At 75.4% G+C, this 22,634-nt stretch carries 23 protein-coding genes; 13 read left to right on the forward strand and 10 right to left on the reverse strand.

Annotated features, from left to right (window positions below; genetic code table 11):
- Positions 1-30: 30 nt before the first annotated feature.
- The gene (locus OO48_RS26390) at positions 31-609 is read right to left on the reverse strand and encodes a PTS-dependent dihydroxyacetone kinase phosphotransferase subunit DhaM (protein WP_342449663.1); all 579 of its coding nucleotides are present in this window, start codon (positions 607-609) and stop codon (positions 31-33) included.
- A 196-nt stretch (positions 610-805) separates the two neighbouring features.
- Between OO48_RS26390 and OO48_RS26395 the strand changes: the two genes are divergently transcribed.
- From OO48_RS26395 to OO48_RS26405, 4 genes are all read left to right on the forward strand, one after another.
- Positions 806-1,060, forward strand: coding sequence for a DUF397 domain-containing protein (locus OO48_RS26395; protein ID WP_033220615.1), 255 nt, complete (start codon positions 806-808; stop codon positions 1,058-1,060).
- An 824-nt stretch (positions 1,061-1,884) separates the two neighbouring features.
- Entirely contained in the window at positions 1,885-2,379 is a 495-nt protein-coding gene (locus OO48_RS26400) for a hypothetical protein (RefSeq protein ID WP_033220617.1), read from the forward strand.
- Between the two features lie 4 nt (positions 2,380-2,383).
- Positions 2,384-2,464 (forward strand): putative leader peptide, encoded by an 81-nt coding sequence (locus OO48_RS41070; RefSeq protein ID WP_342449664.1) that lies wholly within the window; start codon positions 2,384-2,386, stop codon positions 2,462-2,464.
- A gap of 55 nt (positions 2,465-2,519) precedes the next feature.
- On the forward strand, positions 2,520-3,668 hold the full coding sequence (locus OO48_RS26405; protein WP_051732839.1) for an acyl-CoA dehydrogenase family protein: 1,149 nt from the start codon (positions 2,520-2,522) through the stop codon (positions 3,666-3,668).
- A 30-nt stretch (positions 3,669-3,698) separates the two neighbouring features.
- Here OO48_RS26405 and OO48_RS26410 read toward each other — a convergent pair whose 3' ends face one another.
- Complete coding sequence (locus OO48_RS26410) at positions 3,699-4,859, reverse strand: aminoglycoside phosphotransferase family protein (RefSeq protein ID WP_245194813.1); 1,161 nt, start codon at positions 4,857-4,859, stop codon at positions 3,699-3,701.
- A gap of 443 nt (positions 4,860-5,302) precedes the next feature.
- Between OO48_RS26410 and OO48_RS26415 the strand changes: the two genes are divergently transcribed.
- The 3 genes from OO48_RS26415 to OO48_RS26425 all read left to right on the forward strand — a co-directional run bounded on the left by OO48_RS26415 (position 5,303) and on the right by OO48_RS26425 (position 9,263).
- The gene (locus OO48_RS26415) at positions 5,303-6,787 is read left to right on the forward strand and encodes a DNA-binding protein NsdB (RefSeq protein WP_033220619.1); all 1,485 of its coding nucleotides are present in this window, start codon (positions 5,303-5,305) and stop codon (positions 6,785-6,787) included.
- A gap of 280 nt (positions 6,788-7,067) precedes the next feature.
- Positions 7,068-8,495, forward strand: coding sequence for a hypothetical protein (locus tag OO48_RS26420; protein ID WP_033220621.1), 1,428 nt, complete (start codon positions 7,068-7,070; stop codon positions 8,493-8,495).
- Positions 8,496-8,504: 9 nt separating this feature from the next.
- The gene (locus tag OO48_RS26425) at positions 8,505-9,263 is read left to right on the forward strand and encodes a DUF1775 domain-containing protein (protein ID WP_033220623.1); all 759 of its coding nucleotides are present in this window, start codon (positions 8,505-8,507) and stop codon (positions 9,261-9,263) included.
- Between the two features lie 200 nt (positions 9,264-9,463).
- On the opposite strand, the gene OO48_RS26430 is transcribed toward OO48_RS26425, so the two are convergent.
- Positions 9,464-10,186 (reverse strand): hypothetical protein, encoded by a 723-nt coding sequence (locus tag OO48_RS26430; RefSeq protein ID WP_033220625.1) that lies wholly within the window; start codon positions 10,184-10,186, stop codon positions 9,464-9,466.
- A gap of 215 nt (positions 10,187-10,401) precedes the next feature.
- Positions 10,402-11,127 carry a hypothetical protein gene (locus tag OO48_RS38570; protein WP_033220627.1) on the reverse strand — a complete coding sequence of 242 codons (726 nt, stop codon included), beginning with the start codon at positions 11,125-11,127 and terminating at the stop codon, positions 10,402-10,404.
- A 392-nt stretch (positions 11,128-11,519) separates the two neighbouring features.
- On the opposite strand from OO48_RS38570, the gene OO48_RS26440 reads away from it, so the two are divergent.
- A complete protein-coding gene (locus OO48_RS26440; RefSeq protein ID WP_033220629.1) occupies positions 11,520-12,506 on the forward strand; it encodes an ArsR/SmtB family transcription factor in 987 nt (328 codons plus the stop codon).
- Between the two features lie 55 nt (positions 12,507-12,561).
- Here OO48_RS26440 and OO48_RS26445 read toward each other — a convergent pair whose 3' ends face one another.
- From OO48_RS26445 to OO48_RS26455, 3 genes are all read right to left on the reverse strand, one after another.
- A complete protein-coding gene (locus OO48_RS26445; RefSeq protein WP_033220631.1) occupies positions 12,562-13,011 on the reverse strand; it encodes a VOC family protein in 450 nt (149 codons plus the stop codon).
- Positions 13,012-13,324: 313 nt separating this feature from the next.
- Positions 13,325-14,167 (reverse strand): undecaprenyl-diphosphate phosphatase, encoded by an 843-nt coding sequence (locus tag OO48_RS26450; RefSeq protein WP_033220653.1) that lies wholly within the window; start codon positions 14,165-14,167, stop codon positions 13,325-13,327.
- A gap of 225 nt (positions 14,168-14,392) precedes the next feature.
- Positions 14,393-14,965 carry a GNAT family N-acetyltransferase gene (locus OO48_RS26455; RefSeq protein ID WP_033220632.1) on the reverse strand — a complete coding sequence of 191 codons (573 nt, stop codon included), beginning with the start codon at positions 14,963-14,965 and terminating at the stop codon, positions 14,393-14,395.
- A gap of 152 nt (positions 14,966-15,117) precedes the next feature.
- Here OO48_RS26455 and OO48_RS26460 point away from each other — a divergent pair, with 152 nt between their 5' ends.
- Together OO48_RS26460 and OO48_RS26465 are read left to right on the forward strand one after the other, a co-directional pair.
- Entirely contained in the window at positions 15,118-15,981 is an 864-nt protein-coding gene (locus OO48_RS26460) for an EamA family transporter (protein WP_033220634.1), read from the forward strand.
- Between the two features lie 29 nt (positions 15,982-16,010).
- Positions 16,011-16,685 (forward strand): B3/B4 domain-containing protein, encoded by a 675-nt coding sequence (locus OO48_RS26465; RefSeq protein ID WP_033220636.1) that lies wholly within the window; start codon positions 16,011-16,013, stop codon positions 16,683-16,685.
- A gap of 334 nt (positions 16,686-17,019) precedes the next feature.
- On the opposite strand, the gene OO48_RS26470 is transcribed toward OO48_RS26465, so the two are convergent.
- Positions 17,020-17,784: a LamB/YcsF family protein gene (locus OO48_RS26470; protein ID WP_033220654.1), complete on the reverse strand. Its 765-nt coding sequence runs from the start codon at positions 17,782-17,784 to the stop codon at positions 17,020-17,022.
- Between the two features lie 273 nt (positions 17,785-18,057).
- Positions 18,058-18,519: a MarR family winged helix-turn-helix transcriptional regulator gene (locus OO48_RS26475; RefSeq protein ID WP_033220638.1), complete on the reverse strand. Its 462-nt coding sequence runs from the start codon at positions 18,517-18,519 to the stop codon at positions 18,058-18,060.
- A gap of 123 nt (positions 18,520-18,642) precedes the next feature.
- Here OO48_RS26475 and OO48_RS26480 point away from each other — a divergent pair, with 123 nt between their 5' ends.
- The 3 genes from OO48_RS26480 (at position 18,643) to OO48_RS26490 (ending at position 21,780) form a co-directional block, all read left to right on the forward strand.
- On the forward strand, positions 18,643-20,106 hold the full coding sequence (locus tag OO48_RS26480; RefSeq protein WP_167346482.1) for an MFS transporter: 1,464 nt from the start codon (positions 18,643-18,645) through the stop codon (positions 20,104-20,106).
- A gap of 157 nt (positions 20,107-20,263) precedes the next feature.
- Positions 20,264-21,334: a DUF2804 domain-containing protein gene (locus OO48_RS26485; protein WP_033220640.1), complete on the forward strand. Its 1,071-nt coding sequence runs from the start codon at positions 20,264-20,266 to the stop codon at positions 21,332-21,334.
- Positions 21,331-21,780: a hypothetical protein gene (locus OO48_RS26490; RefSeq protein WP_106970419.1), complete on the forward strand. Its 450-nt coding sequence runs from the start codon at positions 21,331-21,333 to the stop codon at positions 21,778-21,780. Before OO48_RS26485 ends, OO48_RS26490 begins: the two co-directional genes overlap by 4 nt.
- A 108-nt stretch (positions 21,781-21,888) precedes the next feature.
- On the opposite strand, the gene OO48_RS26495 is transcribed toward OO48_RS26490, so the two are convergent.
- Entirely contained in the window at positions 21,889-22,488 is a 600-nt protein-coding gene (locus OO48_RS26495) for a hypothetical protein (RefSeq protein ID WP_081952401.1), read from the reverse strand.
- Positions 22,489-22,634 lie beyond the last annotated feature (146 nt).

Genomic DNA, 22,634 nt, shown 5'->3' on the forward strand with positions numbered 1-22,634 from the left:
ATCTCGTCCGACGGGCGGGGGAGAGGAGGGTCAGCGCTTCGGCCGACGCGCGCTCTCCTCCGCCGCGTCCAGCACCGCCGCCAGGTCGCCGCCCGCGGTCGCGGTCGCCACCGCGGCCACCGCGCCCTCCACGAACGGGGCGTCCGCGAACCGGGTCGGGAAGGGCAGGCCGTGCTCCTCGGCCGCCGCCAGCACCGTCAGCACCGTGCGCACCGGACCGTCCAGGTCGCACAGCACCGCCACGCCGTGGCCCTGGTCGACCCGGCGGGCCGCCGCCGCCACCAGCACCGCGCTGCTGCCGGGCCCGTCCGCGAGCGAGCCGCCGGTCGCCACGACCGGAGCCGGATCGTCCGCCTCCACCACCGCCAGCGCCAGCGCCCGCACCGCGTCCGCCAACTCCTGGCTCTGCGACACCAGCACCAGGCCCACCCGCCCGTGCCCGGCCGGCCGGGAGGGGCGCGGCACGGACGGCACGGGCGCGGTCACGGTGCCCGTCGCGGCGCCCACCGGCGGGGCCGAGGACGCGGTGGTGATCGGGATGACGTCGGCGCGGCTGCCGTCCCGCTGGTCCATCGGCTGCTCCCGGGTGCGTGGCTGACTGCTCGTCACCCCATCCTCACCCGCCCGCCGTCCGGAACGCCGCCCTTAGCACAGGTGTCGCCGCCGGACGGCCGGAACGGCGCAGTCGCCCGCCCCGCGGGCCGGGCGGGGAGCAACGGCCGGACCGGGCGGCTCCGGCTGGCTAGGCTGGGGCCCGACCATCGGAGCAGGCCCCCGGCGGGGGCCCGAGCGGGAGGACGTGCGGATGACGCCGGCAGAGGCGGCCCAGGCGGCGAACGAGCGGCGCAAGATCGAGCTGGACGTGAGCGGGGCCGAGTGGCAGCACGCCCCCGGCGACGAGCAGGGCGTGCAGATCGCCTTCGTCGACGGGTACATCGCGATGCGCAACGGCGCGGAGCCGGACGGCCCGTCGCTGATCTTCACCCCCGCCGAGTGGCGGGCCTTCGTCCTGGGCGCCCGGGACGGCGAGTTCGACCTGAAGAACCAGCCGCCGCAGTAGCCGACGGCCCGGAAGCACCGGAACCGGCCGACCCGCGCCCCCGGAGGGAGGGCCGGTTCGCCCGGCGTTCACCGGGAGGCCACGGCCCGGGACCGGCGGATCCGCGCGGCGGCCGCCGGGGCCCCGAGCCCGCGCGCAGGTGACGGACGGGCATACGCCGAGGTTACAAAAGAGTTCTGATGGGCCGAATCTTGTTGACTGGTCGACAAGCCTGCCAGCACAGTAAGAGCAGGCAGACGCCGTGCCTACCGCCCCCACGCGGTATAGGCACGGCGCCCGCTTCTGCTGCCCGTCAACGGCGCCGATGACGGGCTCTCCCTCCCGTGCCGCACAAGGAGTGCGGCAGCCGTCGCAGCGGGAGTGGCCCGACCGGGAAGAGCTACTCCCCGGGTGGGCCGGAGCCCGGATTCCGCACGCCCCCACGCGGCGGTGATCCGGGCAAGGTTCGCGAACGCGACGGCTGAGGGCCCCGCGAACCTGGCTCTGGGTGTTATGTGGCTGTATTCGGGTTCGCCGATCCCGACGGCGCCTCGACAGCCCGGAGCCGGCCGGAATCACCCGCAGGCTCCAGGAACAGTCTAAGGACCATTGAATCAGCAAATGGTGCTCGGAGTTCACACGACCGCGTGCGCAGTGAGGGAATGCGCGCAAGGCACGCTGCGACAGACCGCCCCCTGTGGATCTCGCCCCGGAGCGGCCGTCGTGCTGAACCGAACGTAGCCCGGACGGTTGCTCAGAGTCAACATTGGTCCCTGAGCGTAGATCTCGGCCTGATCGCGGACCCGATCACCGGCCCCCGCCCACCGGGCACGTACGATGGGCCCATGTCATTTCTCCGCCGTCGCTCCGGACAGCCCGCGGGCCCGGACTTCGACGTACTGGCCATGGATCCGGGCGACTGGCCCGGCGACTTCGGTGCCATGATCCTGGCTGGTCAGGACGGTTCCTGCCAGGGCATCTTCCTGCAGTACGACCTGCTCGGCGGCCGCGGCCCGGCCATGCTGATCGGGAACGTCCCGCAGGAGTCGCCCGCCCGCGAGAGCGAGGACGGCGTGCCCCTGGAGGCCCGCCAGCTGCTCGCCTCGCTGGAGAACGAGGAGCAGGTCGACTTCGTCTCGGCGGAGGACTTCCCGGTCATGCTCGGGGACGACCTGCTGATCGTCCGCAAGGTCAAGGTCACCGAAGAGCGGCTCTACTGCTCGCAGTTCGGCCGCAGCGACGGCGTCCAGGTCACCATCGCCTCCTGGGACCGGCCGATTTCGGACGATCTCTACCAGCTCCTGAAGCCGCTTCCGGCGGAGATGTTCCAGCAGGGCTAGCGAGATGCCCCGGCCGCTGCTGCTGACCCGACGCCTGCACGTGGACCTCCGGCGCACCGCCGGCGCGGCCTGTCCGGCTCCCTGACACCCCCAAGTCACGGACGCCAGACACCCACGCCGCCCGCCCGGAGGCCATCGCCATGACCCGCACCGCAGCGCAGCCGACCGTCCCCACCCCCGCCGCCACGGCCGCGACCGCCGAGGACGCGGACGGCGCCGTCGAGCGCGCCCTCGCCCGGCTGCCCCGGGTGATCGACCTGCTGGCCGCCCGCGCCGCCGAACACGACCGCGACGGCACCTTCCCCTACCAGGGCGTCGAAACCGTCCACGAAGCCGGACTGCTCACCCTCACCGTCGGCCACCGGCACGGCGGACCGGGCGCCGGACTCGCCGACACCGTACGGGTGCTGGCCAGGCTCGGCCGCGGCGACGCCTCCGTCGCCCTGCTCGCCGCGCACACCCTGCTGCACCACGCCGAACAGGCCCGCACCGCGCCCTGGCCGGCCGCGCTCTACCGGCGGCTGCTCACCGAGTCCCGCCGCGGCCCCGCCCTGGTCGGCACCCTGCGCGCGCCCGCCGGGCGCCCGCCCGGCGTCACCGCCCACTGGCAGGGCAACGCCTGGCGGCTCGGCGGCCGCGCCCCCTACTGCCCCGGCGCCGAAGCGCTCGCCTGGCTGGTCGTCGAGGCCCGCACCGCCGAGGCCCGGCCGCGCACCGGGCTGTTCCTGGTCCGCGCCGACAGCCCCGGACTGGAGATCGACCCCGCCGCCGACCAGCTCGGCCTGCGCGCCGCCGCCGGCCACGACGTCCTGCTGGAGGACGTCCGGATCGGCACCGACGCCGTCCTGCTGCCCAGGGGCGCTACGCCCGCCCCCGACCCGGTCGCCGTGGCCTGGCACCAACTCGCCCTCGCCGCCGTCCTGCTGGGCACCGCCCGGGCCGCGCTCGACTGGGCCGCCGGGCGGCTGCGGGACAGCGCCGCCGCCCACCGCCGGCCGCTCGGCGAGCTCGACGCCGCGCTCACCGGTGCCGAGGAACTCGTCCACGGCCTCGCCGCCCGCACCGACGCCGACCCGGCCGCCGCCACCCGGGCCCCCGCCGTCCAACTGCTCGCCGCCCGCACCGCGGGCGACACCGTGCAGCGGGCCCTCACGCTCACCGGCAGCGCCGGGCTCGACCGCCGCCACCCGCTGGAGCGCCACCTGCGCGACACGCTCAGCCTGCGGGCCCAACTGCCCGCCGAGGACGCCGTGCTGGACGCCCTCGGCGAAGCCCTGCTGGGCGGCTGAGGCCCGAGGCGGAGGCTCGACGGCCGGGCCTCAGCGGGTGCCGACCGCCGCGCGGACCGCGCGGCGGGCCAGCGCCGCGTCGTCGTACAGCCGGCGGATCATGATCCGCTGCTCCTCGCCCGCGCCCGGGACGTCGTGCAGCCGCAGCTCCCGCATCAGCACCAGCACCAGGTTCACCAGGAACGCGTCCCGGGCCAGCGTGCCGCCGGACTGGGCGAGTTGGCTGATCTGGCGGCGCGCCGCGGTGTCCCCGGACAGCACGCTCCACAGCACCGCCAGGTCGTAGCCGGGCAGGTACCAGCCGGCCTGCTCCCAGTCCAGCAGGACCGGGCCGGACGGGGCCAGCAGCACGTTGCCCAGCAGCGCGTCGCCGTGGTTGAGCTGCCACGGCACCGAGGAGAGGCCGTGCAGCAGACCGCGCAGGTCGCCCGCGTCCCGGTCGGTCAGCAGGCCCAGCGAGTGGAACCGGGCGATCTCGATCTGGTAGTCCATCGGCTTGCCGAACACGTCCGTCGGCGGGCGCCACAGGTTCAGCGTGCGCACCGCGCCCAGCACCGCGCGCACCTCGCCCGGCGTCGGCGCGTTCGCCGGGTGCCGCTCGCGGGCCGCCGGCCGGCCCGGCACCCGCTCCAGCACCAGCACGCAGCGGTCGTGGTCGGCCGCCACCAGCCGCGGCAGCCGCACCGGCGGACGGTGCCGCACGAACGCCCGGTACACCGCCACCTCGTGGTGGAAGCGTTCCACCAGCTGCTCCGCCCGCTCCCCGCGCAGCGCCGCCGGCGCCAGGCACTTCGCCACCACCGGGGCCCGGCCGATGGTGCCCGCGATCAGGATGTGCCGGCTGCCCTCGCGCAGCACCTGCCGCGGCAGGAACGCCGGACATATCCGCGCGACGTTGGCGAGCACCGCCCGCACCGCCGGGGTCTGCAGCGCGGCCGGGTCCACCCGGTCCACGAACGCCTCCGGGGCCCGGCCCGCGGCGGGCCGGCCCAGCCGCCCGGCCTGGTCGGTCAGCGGCCGGGTCACCAGGGTGGTGCGCCCGCGCGGGTCGCGCAGCTCGGCGCCGCGCGGCGCGGGCCGGCCCGCACCGGCGGTCGGGGGGCGCAGGGGGGAGCGTGACTGGCGTACGGTCGCGCCGTCCACCCCGGTCGGGGACGACGAACGGGTACCGGTGCTGGCTGTGGAGTACATGGGCTGGTGAGGGTCCTTCCTTGACCGGCGGCAAAGCGGGAAAGCGGCGCAGCCGCGAGCTGCTGGGGCCCGGGTCCGCGGGGGTCGGGCCGCCGGGTGGGGCGCGGGCGCCGGGCACGGTCCGCGGTGCGCCGGAACCGCCCGCACCCTGGGGAGTGCGTCCGTCCCGTACCCACCGCGCCCTGCCCGGCGCCCCCGCGCCACCCGGTCGCGCCACCCCCCGGAACGCTGCTCCCGGACGGCCGTCCGACGTGCCTTCGGAACCAGGTCCGGGCCGGTCGGGGGCCGTTCCGGTGCGAAGCCGGGGTGGCGCATACCTACCTGACACCCGGACGGCACTGGCACACCACGTAGCGCACCCTGGCGAACCCTGGCGAATGGTCGCCTGGCAAGTGACAGAGCCATTAGGGTCGGTGACCAGCCGAGGATCCTGGGGGCTTCAGTTGAGCAAGGGGCCGAACACCAGACTGGCCGACCACTTCGCCCTGACCGGATGGTCGAAGGGCGAACTGGCCCGGCTGGTCAACCGGCGGGGTGCCGCGATGGGCGAGCAGCAGCTGTCCACCGACACCTCCCGGGTCCGGCGCTGGATCGAGCAGGGCGAGATCCCGCGCGACCCGGTGCCGAGGGTGCTGGCCGCCGTGTTCACGGAGCGGCTCGGCCGTGTCGTCACCACCGAGGACCTTGGTCTCGAACGACACCGGCCCACCAGGTCCGGCAGCAGCGCAGCACCGCCGAAGGAGCCCTGGGCACCGGATCGGACGGCCGCGGTCCTCACCGAGTTCACGGGAATGGACCTCATGCTGAACAGACGCGGACTGGTCGGCGCCTCCGCCGCCCTCGCGGCGGGCGCGGTCATCGCCGACAACCTGCACGACTGGCTCACCGGCGGCGCCGTCGCCGAGGCGGCCGGCCGGCCGGGCCCCCGCCACGTCGTCACCCAGGCCGGGCCCCGCCCCGTCCTCGACGTCTACGAGCCGGGGCCGGTCGGCGACGAGGAGGTCGCCGCCCTGGAACGCGCCGTCGAGGTGTTCCGGGCCTGGGACGCCTCGCGCGGCGGCGGGCTCCAGCGCAAGGCCGTGGTCGGCCAGCTCAACGAGGTCGGCGGCCTGCTCACCCACGGCCACCCGGCCGCGCTGGAGCGCCGGCTGTGGACGGTCGCCGCCAACCTCGCCGTGCTGGCCGGCTGGATGTCCCACGACGTGGGGCTCGAACCCACCGCGCAGCGCTACTTCGTGATCGCCGCGCAGGCCGCCCGGGAGGCCGGCGACCGCCCCCGGGCCGGTGAGGCGATCTCCCGCGCCGCCCGCCAGATGCTCCACCTCGGCCGGGCCGACGACGCGCTCGAACTCATGCAGCTCGCCAACGCCAGCGCCGGTCCCGGCGACGGCACCCAGCCGCGCACCCGGGCCATGCTGCACACCGTCGAAGCCTGGGCGCACGCCTCGCTCGGCCGCTCCGAGGCCACCCGCCGGGTGCTCGGCGAGGCCGAGGAACTGTTCGTCGAGGACGCCGTCGAACCCCCGCCCAGCTGGATGCAGCTGTTCAACGAGGCCGAACTGCACGGCATGCAGGCCCTGGTCTACCGCACCCTGGCCGAGCACGACCCCGGCGCCGTCCCGCTCGCGGTGCGGCACGCCCGGACCGCGATCCGGCTGCGCCAGGAGACCGGCCGGGAGCGCTCCGCGCTGCTCGACCGGATCACCCTGGCGTCCATCCACTGGATCTCCGGCGAGCCCGACGAGGCCCAGGTGCAGGCCAAGCTCGCCCTGGCCTCGATCAACGACACCTCGTCCAAGCGCACCTGGGACCGGCTGCGCGAGATGTACCGGCTCTCCACCCGCTACCAGGGGCTCCCCGCGGTGGCCGAACTCCGCGAGCAGATCCACGCCGCGCTGCCCGCCCCCAGGAGCCCCCGGACGATCTGACCCGGACGATCTGACCCGGCGCCGGCCCGCGGCCTTTCCCGGCTGCGGGCCGATCCGATTCGTACCCGAACGCACGATCCGTTGCGGAAGGGGTCGATCCGGTACGGACGGACCCGGTCCGGTACCGTCACGCTGCGGAAATCCGTTGCCCTGTGTGCAGACCGGTCACCCAGGCGGTAACCTTCGGTGATTCCGGCGCCCGGGCGCCTGAGCTGTGCCAACCGACCCCGGCGACGGAAATCCCGTTGCCACGACGACCGCCGCAACGGATGCTGACCTCATGTTCGAGCCAGTGATAGCGCCCAGCGCCAGCCTACTCGGCCTCCTCCAGAGAGGCCGCGGAGACGGGCAGCTGCATGCGTTGGCCGCAGACCGCGACGAGGCGATCGCCGCCGTCGAGACCTGCGTCACCAACGACCCCCGCGCCGACTGGCAGGTCGAGAACCGCTCCTTGTACTACGCGCGGCTCTACATGGAGCTCGAAGCCCCCCTCGCCGGCATCGAGCTCCACCTGCACTCGCCCGAGGACAGCCTCGACACCGACGAGGCCCGCACCGGCCTCGCCCTCGCCGTACTGGGCCACCTCGCCGGCTACGGCCGCCGCGACGCCCTCGACCTGCTGCGCGCCTACACCACCACCGGAACCAACTGGGCCTGGGCCCTCGACGAACTCGCCCTGCGCGACACCGACGAGTCCCTGCTCACCCTCGCCCCCGCCGTCCTCGCCCGCTTCCCGGCCGACCCGGAGGGCGACGCCGAACTGCGCGAAGCCGTCCGCGCCGCGTACGAGCCGCGGGTGTGGCGGCTGTGGGCCGCCCACCACCCGCGGGTCGCCGCCGCCGCCGAGCAGTCGCCGTTCGACCTGTGGCAGCGCCAGCTGGCCCGTCCCGGCGTCACCCCCGGCTGGTCCACCGCCGACGTGCTGGCCTGGGCCGACCAGGGCGACAGCGCCGCACCCGACGCGCTGGCCCGCCGCGCCGCCGCGGCCGCCCGCTGCCTCACCGCCGTCGTCCGCCCCGAGGACGTGTCGCTGCTGCACGACGCCGCCGCGCACGGTCCGGCCGGCGCCCGCTGCGCCGCGCTCCGGCACCTCGTCGAACAGCGCGACCCGGCCGCCGCCGGCCTGATCGAGGCCGCCGCCGCCGACCTGGACCACCGGGTGGTCCGCGCCTCGCTGGAACTGCTCGGCCGGATGCGAGGTCCCGAGGCGCTCGCGCACGCCCGCCGCTGGGCCGACCCGGCGACCGGCGGCGCGGACAGCGCCCTCGCCCAAGCCGCCGTCCGCCTGCTGGCGGACGCCGGCGAGCCCGGCGACGCCCCGCTGGTCGTCGCCGGACTGCACCAGTGGATCTCGCTGAACGGCGTCACCGGCGCCGCCCTCGGCAGCCTGGTCGACGGCGTCGGCCGGCTGCACGCCATTGCCGCCGTCCCCGCCCTGCGGCACGTCTACGGCGAGGCCGCCTCCTCCGAGCTGCGCGGCCGCGCCGCCCAGGCGCTCGCCGTCACCGACCCCAACTTCGGGGCCGGCCCCGCCGTCGAGTGCCTGTGGGACTGCGAGGAGTCCACCCGCGAGCTGGCCGCCACCCACGTCACCACCACCGGCGACGTCCGCGTCCTCGAACGGCTGCGCCGGCTCGCCGCCGACCCGGCCGAGGAAGCCGAGGTGCACGCCGCCGTGCGCGGCCGTCTGACGGCGCGCGACCGGTAGGGTGCCGCCATGCAGCGACACCCGCGAGTGACCCGCCGGTCCGCCGTCCCCGCCGCCCTCGCGCTGGGCCTGCTGCTCGGCACGGCCGGCACCGCCGCCGCGCACGTCGAGGTCGAGTCGTCGACCGCGCAGGCGCTCGCGGTCGACGCCCAGGTGGCCTTCTCCGCCGAGGGCGAGTCCTCCACGGCGGGCATCACCGACGTCAAGGTGGTGCTGCCCACCGGGCTCGCCCCCGCCGACGTCACCCTGGTCGAGGCCCCCGCCGGCTGGGCGCTCACCCCCACCGCCGACGGCTACGCGGTGGCCGGCCCGGCCCTCGCCCCCGGCGCGGCCGCCGACTGGAAGGTCAGGGTCCGGCAGCTGCCCGACGCCGCCTCGCTGGTCTTCAAAACCCTGGTCGACTACTCCGACGGCCACACCGACCGCTGGATCGAGCTCCCCCAGGGCGACACCGAGCCGCAGCACCCCGCTCCCACCCTCGCCCTGCGCCCGGCCGCCCCCGGCGCGACCCCGCTCGCGGCGCCCGGCGCGAGTGCGAGTGCGTCCGTGAGCGCGTCCGCCAGTGCGTCCGCGTCCGTGAGCGCGTCCGTGAGCGCGAGCGCGCCGGCGAGCCCGTCCGGCGTCCCCTCCGTCTCCGCCGTCGCCGAGGCCCCGAAGGACGGCGAGGACGGCACCGGCACCACCGCCGTCGTGCTCGGCAGCCTCGCGGGCGCCGCCGTCCTGGCCGCGCTGATCGTCCTGGTGGTGCGCCGCCGCAGGTCCGCCTAGGAGCTGCCCGGCCGATCACGTGACCGGCGGTCGTCGACGACGAGGCAGGTCTTCCGGGGCCGACCAGCCCTCCTGGCGGTGCCGGGCCTGTTGAGCGGTCGGACGCCGCGCGGTTGCGTCGGGGGACGAGCCGCGGCACCGCCGCGTCGGCGCGGGGCATCGGCCGGCGGCTCGTGGACCGGGGCGCGGTCGACCGCGGGTCAGCCCGGATGGAAGACGATCCGGACGTTGGCGTCCACCGGAACGATCAGCACGTTGCCCTCCTCCCACGTCCAGTCGCGCGGGATCAGGAACATCCGGTCGTTCGCCTGGGCCAGCAGCCGAAGCCCCCGGTAGCGGTAGCGGAACTTCTGCCCCGCGCCGGCGTCCGGCAGCGCCCGCTCGGCCACGCCGGCCCACTGCAGGTAGAGGCGCTCGGTGGTGTCGAGGACCACCGCCGGGCGCAGCGCGAGGTTGCGGGTGAGCCGCTCGGCGTCACCGTGGCCCTTCTGGTGGGCGACGCCGCCCGCGGTCCAGAACGAGCAGAGCACGATCAGCGCCACGCTGATGCCGAGCGCCGCCCGCTCCCCGGTCAGCGGGTAGGCGGCGCCGGTCGTCCGTACGGCCAGCAGCCTCGCCAGCACCACCAGCAGCAGCGCACCGCCCAGCAGCAGCGGGGTGCCCGTGGGGCCCGCGTCGATGACCTCGAAGCCGGCGAGGAACCCGAGCACCGCGAGCGGGACGGCCAGCAGTGCGACGACCTGGCAGACCCGGTGGACGGCCCGGCGCCCCTCCGCGCCGCTGCGGACGGTCCGGGTGGCCAGGTGGTAGGCGACCGCGACCAGCAGGGCGCCGCACAGCAGGACGCCGACCGGGAGGTAGAGCGCGGCCGAGCTGCGGAGCAGGAGGTCCTGGCTGGAGAAGCCGATCGTGGCGGAGTCCACGCCGAAATAGCTGTAGAAGGAGTCGGTGTAGGCGTAGCCGAAGAAGAACAGCAGGGCGGTGACGAAGGTGGTCGGCGCGATCCAGGAGGCGATCAGGCCGATCCAACTGCGCCACGAGCGCCCTTCCGGCTGCGGCGGGCCGGGTGGCTGCTCCGGTCCGGGCGGTTCCGGCTCGTCGGACGGGCCGTCGCCGGACGGGCGCTCGCCGGTAGTGCTCAGCGGGGGCTCGCGGACTCGGCGAGGGGGACGGGCTGCTCGGACGCCCCGCCGTCGGGTGTACCGCTGTCGGGCGTCCCACTACTGGGCGCCCCACTGCCGGGCGTACCGCCGCCAGCGGGGCCGCTGCTCGGTCCACCGGTGCCGCCGTCGGCGGGGGCGCTCTCGGGGACGTCGACCGTTCCGCCTGCGGTGACCCGATTGCTGGCGCCGTCGACGGTGACGGTGACGCAGATCGTGCGCTTGCTCCCGGCCGGTGGCCTCGGCCCGGCGAGGGTGAACTGGGCGGTCTCGGGCGTGTTGCCGTCGATCACCCTGATCTCCTGGCTGGTCGGGCTGGCGGGCGCGGACTCCTTGCCGCCGGTGCAGTCGGTGACCTGGCTGATGGTGGCCGTGAAGGTCTCCTCCCGCGGACTCGACAGGTCGATCCGGGCGAGGCTCCACGTCCCGCTGGCGTTCGCCGAGACCTGACCGGCCGCGTTGAACCCGCCCGGGTTCCCGCCGGCCCCGGTCCGGTCGTCGTCCGGCTGCGTCCCCGAGCCCTCCGCCGGCGGCGAGTCCCCGAGGTCGCCACCGGACCGCGTGGCCGAGGACGCCGCCCCGGACCCCGGATCACCACCGCCACCACCGCAGGCCACGAGGAGGGGGACGAACAGCGCGGCGGCCGACCACCGGGCGGTTCTGCCGGTGATCGTGCGGGGCGTGGGGCACGGTGTCCGGGACATGCAGTCTCCATCCGGGCGGTGAGACGAGGACGGGGCCGGAACGGCCTGGCCGAACGCTACCCGTTCGCACACGGCCCGGCTGTCCGCCAGTCGAGTGGCAGACGGCCCGGGCGTCACCCGCTCCCGCGAGCCACCATCCGATCGGACGAGCGACGCCCGGTGGGCGGCCCCTGACCGGGCGGCCCAGCCGGGGGTGGCGTCGAGGACGGCGAAGGCCAGCGCGACCGGGGCCGTCGCGCTGCCCAGCAGGGAGATCGTCCGGCCCAGCAGGAAGCGGCGGAAGCCGGGGTGGTGAAGGAGTGGTGGAAGCACCCGCAGAGTGTGGGAGGCGGCGGGCCCGGGCCTCTATCGTTTCGCCGTCCGCCGAAAGGCCACCGAGGAGAGGGGGCGCCGTGGTCGTGCTGCGGCTGGACTCGCTCGCGCTGTCGCGGTCCAGGTTCGCGCTGTCGCCGTTCGCCGAGACGCTGGCGGCGATCGTCCAGCTCGCCCGGCCGTACACCGAGCCGTGGGCCGCGGCCTGGCGGGAGGAGCACCGTCCGGCGTTCCTGGCCCGGCTGGCGGAGGACGGGTACGCGCGGGGGCTGGTGGAGCTGATCGCGGCGACCGCGTACCTGCCGGACCACCTGACGCTGCCGCCGGGCGGCGGCATGGAGACCGAGCTGGAGTCCGAACTCGCCGAGGTGGCCGGAGTCCCGGACGAGGTGGCGGTGGCGGGGCTGCGCGTCGCGCAGGCCCACGCCCGGGCGGGGCAGCGGCTGGACTGGCTCACCGGGCGCGGCCACGGCGCCCGCGCGGCCGAGCTGTTCCGGGCGGTCTGGGACGCGCACCTGGCCGCGGACTGGCCGGCCCGGCGGGCCGCCCTGCGGCGCGACGTCACCCACCGGGCCGGGTTGCTGGCCGCGCACGGCTGGCCGCGGGCCCTGCACCTGATGAGCCGCACCAGCGCGTGGGTCGGGGCGGACGCGATCCGGTTCAGCGACCGGCCGGGCCGGGACCGGCTGGTCGGGCCGGACGGGATGCTGTTCGTCCCGGTCACGGCGCAGCGCAGCTCCTGGCTGTGCGAGGCGCCGGGGCGCCCGTTCGCGATGGTGTACCCGGCGCGCGGTACGGGGGAGGGCGGGGCCGGCGCCCGCCCGGCGGGGGACGGCCGGGCGCTGGCCCGGCTGCTCGGCGGCGGGCGGGCGCAGATCCTGCGGAACCTGGAGACGCCCGCCACCACCAGCGAACTCGCCCTGCTGCTGGCCCAGTCGGTGGGCACGGTCGGCGGCCACCTGGCGATCCTGCGCGACACCGGCCTGGTGGAGCGCACCCGGGTGGGCCGCCGGGTGCTCTACCACCGCACCCCGCTGGGCGACCGGCTGGTGGCCGGCCCGGGCTGAGGCTGCCGGGGCCGCCGGACGGGACCGCCGGACGGGACCGACGGTCGGGGCCCGGTCAGGCGACGCAGAACTCGTTGCCCTCGGGGTCGCGCATCACCCACCAGTGTCCGACCGGCCCCTGGTCCTGCTCCTCGACGCGGGTGGCCCCGAGCTTCTCCAACCTGTCGACCACGGCGTCGAGTTGGCCGTCGGAGTGGACGTCGATGTGCAGCCGGTTCTTGCCCTGCTTGGACTCGGGGACGTCCTGGAACAGGATCCGGCGGCCCTTGCCGATGCCGCTGGCCTGCTCGTACGGGTCCTCGGGGTGGCGGACGGCCGAGTAGCCGCGGAACAGCTTGCGGCCGTCCCGTTCGACCACGGCCGCGGCGGGGAGGCGGCCGGCGGCGAGCAGCGTGTCGATCAGGGCGGTCGGGTCCTCGATCTCGTAGCCGAGGGCGGCGGCCCAGAACTCGGCGAGTGCGGGGGCGTCGGTGCTGTCCACGACCAGCTTCCAAGTGAGCGTCATGGCAAGGGATCTCATCGCACATCAGATCGAATGGCAATGATCTCCGAGGCCGGTGTGTCGGCGCCGCCGTCCGACCGGTGCGCGTCGCCGCCCGCGCGGGAGCGGTGGCCGTCGGGCCTCGGCCCCGCATGCGTTCGGCCGCATGGCTGACGGATCCTTCGGGCACCCGCGGCTCGCCGCGACCCGCGATCCGCGGTCCGCGACCTGCTCGACCCCGACCGCGGTGATCTCGATGCCTACCTCCGGACGGCGACGGGGACGGGCGGCCGGGGGTGCGGCGGCCCGTCCCCGTCGGGGCGGCGGTCGGGGCGGATCAGTGCGCGGCGCCCGCGTTCGGGTCGAGGGTGCCCATCGTGACCAGGGCGATGATGGTGATGCCGAGCAGGATCCGGTAGACCACGAACGGCGTGAAGCTGTTGTGCGAGATGTACTTCAGGAACCAGGCGATGGCCGCGTAGCCGACGGCGAAGGCGATCAGGGTGGCCAGGATCGTCGGGCCCCAGGCGGGGGCCGGGCCGTCGCCGATCTTCAGCAGTTCGAGACCGCCGGAGGCCAGCACGGCGGGGATGGCCAGCAGGAAGGAGTAGCGGGCGGCCGCCTCCCGGCTGTAGCCGAGGAACAGGCCCGCGCTGATCGTGCCGCCGGAGCGGGAGACGCCCGGGATCAGCGCCAGGGACTGGGCGCAGCCGTAGACCAGCGCGTGCTTGAAGTTCAGCGAGCTGATCGGCCGGGCGTTGCGGACGGCGCGGGAGCGGTCGGCGATCGCCAGGATCACGCCGAACAGGATCAGCGTGGTGCCGATCAGCCGCAGGTCGCGCAGGGTGGTCTCGATGGTGTCCTGGAACAGCTTGCCGAGGATGCCGATCGGCAGCGTGCCGATGATCACGTACCAGCCGAGCTTCGCGTTCTGGTCGCCGCGCCACTCGGCCCGGAACAGCGACAGCGTCCAGGCCCTGATGATCGCGCCGATGTCGCGGCGGAAGTAGATCAGGACCGCGGACTCGGTGCCCAGCTGGGTCACGGCCGTGAACGCCGCGCCCGGGTCGTCCCAGCCGGCCAGGGCCGAGAACACCCGCAGGTGCGCGCTGGAGGAGACCGGCAGGAACTCGGTCAGACCCTGCACCAGGCCGAGCACGGCGGCGTGGAACCAGTCGATCACCGGACACCCGCCGCGGATATCTCTCGGAGGCTCAGCATGGCGGTTTCCTGTTCGCTCGTGGGTGGTCCGGCGGCCGGGGCGCGGTCCGGTGCGGGCAGATGATAAGGCGTCCGGATGTACTGAAGATCGCAAAGGTGCAATTAGTGGGAAACCGGACCTTTCCGTGCCGACACCCGCCGGGGCGCCCCGGCAGGTGTCCCGGGCGGGTGTCCCCGGCAGGCGTCAGGGCGTGGCGGCGGCCCGCTCGGCGCGGGTCAGCGCGTAGACCACGTCGCCGTGCTCGCTGCCCGGGAGCGGGTCCGGCCAGTCGGCGAAGAACGTCCGCACGAGGCGCAGGCCGGCCCGCTCCAGGACGCGGCGGGAGGCGGTGTTGACCGCCATCGTGGTGGCCGCGACCCGTTCGGCCCCCAGCTCCTCGAACGCGGCGCGGACCAGCGCGGCCGCCGCCTCGGTCGCGTACCCCCGGCCCCGGGCGGCGGGCAGCAGGCGGTAGCCCAGCTCCAGGCCGTCCGTCCCCTCCAGGCCGACGGAGGCGGGCGGGCGCAGCGCCGCCCAGCCCAGGAAGCGGCCGTCGGCCTCCAGCGCCCAGCAGCCCAGCCCCTCCGGCAGTTCGGCGTACTCGCGCAGCAGGGCCGGCAGCAGCTCGTCCGCGACCCGGGACGGCGGGACGGGGCGGCCGTCGTCGATGTACCGCATCACCTCCGGGTCGCCGCACAGGGCGGTGACGGCGGGCAGGTCGGCGGGGGTGAGGCGGCGCAGGGCGAGCCGGTCGGTGCGCAGGCGGAGGTCGGTCACCGGGCGAGCAGAGCACCGTGGGGGAGGGCGGGGCAAGCGGTTTCCGGGGGTTCGGGCGGGCAGGGAATGCGCGCGGCGATCATTATGTTGGCCTGATGCGTTCACTCTGTTGTACCGTCCGAGTTGTTCCGCCTCACCACCCGGGAAGTGCCATGATCGCCCTGCTGCTCGCCCTCGGCAGCTCACTCGCCTACGGCTGCGCCGACTTCCTCGGCGGCCTCGGCGCCCGCCGCGCGCACGTGCTGCGCACCGTGCTGGTCGCCGCGCCCGCCAGCCTGGCCGTCGAACTGCTGCTCTGGCCGCTGCTCGGCGCCCGCTTCGAGCCCGGGGCGGTCGGCTGGGGCGCGGCCTCCGGGGCGGCCTCGGCCGCGGCCTTCGCCCTGCTGTACCGGACGCTGGCGATCGGCCCGATGAACGTGCTCTCGCCGGTGACGGCGCTGGTCTCGGCGATGCTGCCGGTCGCCGTCGGCCTGCTGCAGGGTGAGCGGCTGGGCGCCGCCGGACTGCTGGGGCTGCCGCTGGCGCTGGCCGCGGTGGTGCTGGTGAGCGCGGGGCCGGGTGGCGGCGAGGGCGGTGACGGTGGTGGTGGCGGCCGGGTGCGGGCGAGCCGTCGTGCGCTGCTGCTGGCGCTCGGCGCGGGCGCCGCGATCGCCGTCCAGCTGGTCTGCCTGCACCAGGCGCCGTCCGGCAGCGGGGTCGCCCCGCTGATCGTCGGCCGCGCCGTCACCTCCGTCCTGACCCTGACCGCCGTCCTGCTGTGGCGCCGCCGACTCGGCGCCGAGCGCCCCGCGTACGGCCTGGCGGCCACCGCCGGGGCGCTCGACTCGCTGGCCGGGGTGCTGTTCCTGCTGGCCGCGCGCAGCGGAGACCTGGCCGTGGTCGCGGTGGTCACCGCGCTCTACCCGACCGGCACGGTGCTGCTGGCCCGCACCGTCCTCGCCGAACGCATCCACCGGGGCCAGGTGGCCGGCCTCGGCGCGGCCGCCCTCGCGGTCGGCCTGCTGGCCCTGGCCTGACACCCCCGCCCGAAAGGACCTCCCCTCCCGTGACCGACCTGCACCTGCACCCCGCCGTCGCCGCGGCCTTCCCCGCCGCCCGGATCGCCGTCCTCACCGCCCGCGGCGTCCGCGGCGCCACCGGGCCGTGGCCCGCCACCGAGGCCGCGCTCGCCTGCCTGGAGGCCGAACTCGCCGACGGCAGCTGGCACCCCGCCGACGAGCACGACCCGCGGATCGCCGCCTGGCACACCGCCTACCGGGCCTTCGGCACCAACCCGCGCCGCGTCCGCCCCAGCGTGGACGCACTCGGCCGCCGCCTCGCCAAGCAGGGCGCGCTGCCCCGGATCAACCCCGCCGTCGACTCCTACAACGCGGTCTCCGTCCGGCACGCCACCCCCGCCGGGGCGTTCGACCTGGCCGCGGTCGACGGTCCCGTCGAGATCCGCTTCGCCGACGGCACCGAACGGTTCACCCCGCTCGGCGAACCCGACACCGTCGAGCACCCCAAGCCCGGCGAGGTGGTCTACACCGACGCGGCGGGCGTCCTCACCCGGCACTGGAACCACCGCGACGCCCACCGCACCCGCGTCACCGAGCGCGCTACGGATGTCCTGTTCGTCCTGGAGACCATGGACGGCGCCGAACTCGCCGAGCCCGCCGAGGAGTTGCGCGCCCTGCTGGCACCGCATAGCGAGGAGGTGGCGGTGCGGTACCTGGGCTGAGGCGTCAACCGGAAGCGGGTGGGGGCCTTCGACCGGCCAGGCCACCACCGCCCGTCTCGCACCGTCGCGGCGCTCCTCCGCGACCAGCCGGGCCGAGAGCGCGTTGACCACGGCCGGGAGGGTGCGGCTCCAGGCGGTACCTCGTTCGCGGCCGACTCGACCGTGTCGCACACCGGGTCGTGCGGCTCGCAGTGCCGCCAATCCTCAGGGGAGATCTGGAAAACACCAGTTCATAGGCTATGTGGCTAGAGGCTGTGTGGCCTGCGGCGTGGGGTTTCGGCGGGGGTTTCGGCGGGGGCCACGCTCGCGGGGGCGTGGCGGGGCGTCGGGAGGCTCAGGTGAAGGCCTCGACGCGGACGCCCGCGGAGGCCAGCGCGCCCCGTACCCGCCAGGCGAGTTGGGCGGCGCCGGGGGTGTCGCCGTGGACGCAGAGGGAGCGGGCCCGGACGGTGATGGGCTCGCCGCCGACGGCGGTGACGGTGGCGTCGCGGGCGATGCCGACGGCGCGGGCGATCACCGCCTCGGGGTCGTGCACGACGGCGTCCGGCTCGCGGCGCGGGACGAGGGTGCCGACCCGGGTGTAGGCGCGGTCGGCGAACGCCTCGGTGACCACGGGCAGCCCGACGCCCTCGGCCACCTCCAGCAGCCGGGAGCCGGGCAGGCCGAGCAGCGGCAGCGGCCCGTCGCAGACCGCGCCGGCCCGCAGCACGCCGGAGACCACCGCCTCCGCCTGCTCGCCGTCGTCCACCACCCGGTTGTAGAGGGCGCCGTGCGGCTTGACGTAGGAGACCCGGGAGCCGGCCGCGCGGGCGAACACCTGGAGCGCGCCGATCTGGTAGGCGATCTCGTCGGCCAGCTCGTCCGGCGGGACGTCCATGGCGCGGCGGCCGAACCCGGCCAGGTCGCGGTAGGAGACCTGGGCGCCGATCCGCACCCCGCGCTCGGCGGCCAGCGAGCAGACCCGGCGCATCGTGGACGGGTCGCCGGCGTGGAAGCCGCAGGCGACGTTGGCGCTGGTGACCACGGAGAGCAGCGCCTCGTCGTCGGTCAGGCTCCAGCGTCCGAAGCCCTCGCCGAGGTCCGCATTGAGATCGATCACCGCGTCGGCCACTTCTTCCTCGTCCGCCCTTCCGTGCGCGGGCCGGTCCGGGCCCGGGGTCCGCTCCTGGGGGTGATCGTAGGGCCTGATCGTTTCGGCCGGTGCGGCGGTGGCGGCCCGGGCGGCGGGTTTTACCCGTCAGGTCGCGGGCGGGCGGCGCGAGGGCCACCCGCTCGGCGCAACGCCCGCCGGGGGGAGCGGCCGGCGCCGGGGGGTTGACGGGCGGGCCGGGCGGCGGGCGGGCGGCGGGCGGGGAAGGGGGGCGGGTCGCGGTCAGCCGCGCGGCCAGGGGCGGCCCTGGATCCGTTCGATGTCGCGGTTGAAGCGCTCCAGCACCTCGGCGAAGCCGGCCAGGTCCTCGGCCGTCCAGTCGGTGACCACCCGGGACAGGCCCTGGATCGACCAGTCGCGGTCCTGGCGCAGCCGGCGCAGGCCCTCCTCGGTGATCCGCAGCTTGCGGGCCACTCCGCCGTCCGGGTCCGGGATGCGGTCGACCAGGCCGGCCCGGAGCATCGCGGCGGTCTGCCGGTTGACGGTGGAGGTGTCCAGCCCGAAGGCCTCGGCGAGTTGGCCGATGGTCAGCGGGCCCTCGGTCTCGATCCGGCTGAGCAGGGTGTACGCGCTGCGCTCCAGCGCGTCGGGGCCGCCGTTGGTGCGTGCGGTGGCGAGCACCTGGTGACGGGCGAGCAGCATCATTTCCCGTTCGATCAGGGCGAGTTCCTTGTCGCGCCGCATGCTCCTCCGTCCCTTGCGTCACTTTTCGGCAGCATATCCCGCGAGGGTGCCATATGTATGGTACACATTGTGTGCATCATGCATATCAAGCCGAAGAGCCAGTCGAAGAGATGGAAGTACCCCATGAGTCAGGCACGCACCGGACCCGTCGTCGGAGTGCTCGCCGGCGCGGGCATCGTGGTCTCGCTGATGCAGACCCTGGTCGTCCCGCTGATCCCGGACCTGCCGAACCTGCTCCACACCACGGCCGCCAACGCGTCCTGGGCGATCACCGCCACCCTGCTGGCCGGTGCCGTCGCCACCCCGGTGCTCGGCCGACTCGGCGACATGTACGGCAAGCGCCGGATCCTGCTCGCCAGCCTCACCATGCTCGTCATCGGCTCGCTGATCTGCGGCTTCAGCAGCTCGCTCGCCCCGATGGTGGTCGGCCGCGCGCTCCAGGGCATCGGCGCCGGCGTCATCCCGCTCGGCATCAGCATCATGCGGGACGAGCTGCCGCCGCAGAAGCTCGGCTCCTCGATGGCGCTGATGAGCTCCTCGCTCGGCATCGGCGGCGCGTTCGGCCTGCCGCTGTCCGCCGTCATCGCCCAGAACACCAGCTGGCACGCGCTGTTCTGGATCTCCGCCGTGCTCGGCGCGGCGATCGCCGTCGCCGTGTTCCTCCTCGTCCCCGAGTCCCCGGTGCGCTCCGGCGGCCGCTTCGACGTGGTCGGCGCGATCGGGCTCACCATCGGCCTGGTCGCCCTGCTGCTCACCATCTCCAAGGGCAGCGACTGGGGCTGGGGCTCCGGCACCACCCTGGGCACGCTGGCCGTCGCCGTCGTGGTCCTCCCGGTCTGGGGCTGGTGGGAGCTGCGCACCCGGCAGCCGCTGGTCGACCTGCGCACCAGCGCCCGCCGCCAGGTGCTGATGACCAACCTGGCCTCCGTGGTGATCGGCTTCGCGATGTACGCGATGAGCCTGGTCTCCCCGCAGCTGCTGCAGATGCCCACCGAGACCGGCTACGGCCTCGGCCAGTCGATGGTCGCCGCCGGCCTGTGGATGGCCCCCGCCGGCGTGGTCATGATGCTGCTCTCGCCGATCTCCGCCAAGCTCTCCCGGGCCAAGGGCCCCAAGGTCTCGCTGCTGGTCGGCGCCGTCATCATCACCGGCGGCTACCTCTCCGCGCTCGCCCTGATGGGCCACGCCTGGGGCGTGCTGCTCTTCTCCTGCCTGATCAGCGGCGGCATCGCGTTCGCCTACGCGGCCATGCCCGCCCTGATCATGGGCGCCGTCCCGGTCTCCGAGACCGCCGCCGCCAACGGCCTCAACACGCTGATGCGCTCCATCGGCACCTCCAGCTCCTCCGCCGTCATCGGCGTGGTGCTGGCCCACATGACCACCGACTACCACGGCCACCCCCTGCCGTCGGAGAGCGGCTTCCGCACCGCCTTCCTCATCGGCGCCGGCGCGGCCGTCGCGGCCGCCCTGGTCACCCTCGCCATCCCGGGCGTCCGCCGCGCGGTCACCGGCGGCGGCGCGGGCCAGGCCGGGCCGAAGGACGGCACGGCGCAGGACGCCGTCGCCGAGGGCGCTGCCGCGAAGTAGCCGCCGCCGTTCCCGGGCGGGCCGTTCGTCCCTGCGGGGAGGAACGGCCCGCCGTGCTCTCCGGCCCCGGGGGAGCGGCCCGTCCCGGGGGTCCGTCCCCGCGCGGACGAACCGGGCACCGTGGCCTCCGCGCGAGTCGCGGCAGTAGGGTGCGCGGATGGCGACCCACGAGCGAGAGATCACCGCCCCCGCCGACCTGTGCCGTCCCGACGGGCGGCTGGACCGCGGCGCCGTCGGCTGGTCGCGCACCCCGCTGCACCGGAGCAACCTGCGCGGCTGGGGGCGCACCAAGCGCTGGGAGTACTGGTGCGTGACCACGCCCACCCACCTGCTCGCGCTCACCGTCAGCGACCTGGACTTCCTCACCCTCGACACCGCGTACTTCCTCTCCTGGGACGAGCACGGCGTCCTGGAGGAGCACGAGCGCACCGCGATCGCCCCCGGCCTGCCGACCCGCCGCACCGCCTTCCCCGAGGGCATCGCCGGCTCCGGCGGCCCGCACGGCGCGGACCTCACCGTCGGCCCCGAGCGCCCCCACCGCCGCCAGGTCCGGATCTCGATCGGCCACGAGCCCGGCGGCACCCGGCTGCGCGCCCGCGCCCTCACCGCCGACCTGCGCCCGCTGGAGGCCGACCTGCTGGTCGCGCTGCCGGACGGCCACGAGACCCTGTCGGTGGTCGTCCCCTGGGACGCCGAGCGCTTCCAGTACACCTCCAAGCACACCGCCCGCCCCGCCACCGGCACCGTCCGCCTCGGCGACCGCACGTACGGGTTCGGCGAGGACGGGGACGCCTGGGGCGTGCTCGACCACGGCCGGGGGCGCTGGCCGCGTTCGCTCGGCTGGAACTGGGGCGCCGCGTCCGGTCGCACCGACGGGCACACGGTCGGCCTGCAGTTCGGCGGGCAGTGGACGGAGGGCACCGGCAGCACCGAGAACGCGCTGTGCGTGGACGGCCGGCTCACCAAGATCGGCACCGAGCTCGACTGGCGCCACGACCCCGCCGACCCGCTCGCCCCCTGGCGGATCACCACCCCCGGCAGCGACCGGGTCGACCTGGTCTTCACCCCCTTCCACGACCGCCGCACCCGCACCGAGGCCGGCCTGATCGCCAACCGCACCGACCAGTGCTTCGGCCGCTACCGGGGCTCGATCCGCACCGACGACGGCCTGCGCGTCACGGTGCACGGGCTGCTGGGCTGGGCCGAGGACGTCCGGATGCGCTGGTGACCGCGCCCTCCGCGCCCCCCATGTGCCCCGCGCACGGCCCCGGCCCCGACCTCGCCGCCCTGGTCGGCCGCCGGCTCACCGGCGTGGTCGCGTCCTGGTACAGCCACGAGGGCGAGCGCGCGGCCGAACCCGTGGTGGTGTGGCTGCGCGACGACCACGGCGGCTGCACCTTCGTCGGCACCGGCAGCGACTGGTGCCTGATCGTCGCCGACGAGCAGCCGCACGCCGACGTCGACCTGGGCGAGTGGGGCCGCCTCGACGTCCGCGCCGCCCCGCACGGGACCCCCTTCACCCCGCACCTCGGCCGGCCCGTCCTCGCCACCCGCCAGGAGTACGCCCCGGACACCGGCCGCACCGCCCTCGAACTCGACTTCCCGGGCGGCACCGTCCGCTGCGAGTCCTGGGACGGCGACCTGCGACTGACCGCGCCCGGCGCCCCGGGATGACCGGACTCCGGGCCCGGGCCGCGCCGGACCCGGCCGCGGTCGAGGACGAGGACGCGTACCGGCGCCTCGCCGCCGGGGGCCGGGCCGCGGCGCGGGGGCCTGAGCGGTTCAGGGGCAGGGGGTGGCGCGGGCGAAGTCGTGGTGGGCGGTGACGGCCTGCTGCCACTCCAGGGCGCGGACCAGGCGGTGGACGACCAGCAGCGGGACGATGCCGACGACGCCGAACGACATGTCGATGAATTGCCAGAACAGGGGTATGCCGCGCAGCGGGCCGCAGACCAGGGCGAGCGGGATGACGCCGCCGCAGGCGAGCATGGCCCAGCGGATCACCCAGACGTTGCGGACCGGGTCGCGCAGCGGGCCCCAGAAGGCGGCGGCGATCACCAGGTGGGCGAAGGCGAGCCAGTCGGTGCCGTAGGCGAGGAAGGGGTAGGTGCCGTAGCCGTCGGAGACGCCCCGGCGGACGCGGTCGACCCAGGCGTCGAGGGCGGGCAGCGCGGTGTCCAGTCCGGTGGCGTCGAGCAGGCGGGCCAGCAGGGAGGTCTCGGTCTGCAGGGGGAAGGCGGTCAGGCCGCTGAGGACCAGGCAGGCGATGAACAGCCACAGCCAGCGCCGGATCCGGCGGCGGACCGGGGCGGTGTCGGGGGTGGGCGCGGAATCCGGCCCGGCGGTGGCGGAACCGGCCGGGACGACGGCGATGTCGGACATGGGGAACCCCTCGTGACGCGGGTGCCGGAAGTGGCACACGGTGTCGCGGGAAGGACTCTAGACCTGTATTTGAACGTGTTCAACATGCGGGGACAGGCCCCCCGAAAGGGGCTTTTCGGACCTGTCAGGGGAAAGCCCTAATCTTG

It is taken from the genome of Kitasatospora phosalacinea, assembly GCF_000716545.1.
Lineage (GTDB): Bacteria > Actinomycetota > Actinomycetes > Streptomycetales > Streptomycetaceae > Kitasatospora > Kitasatospora phosalacinea.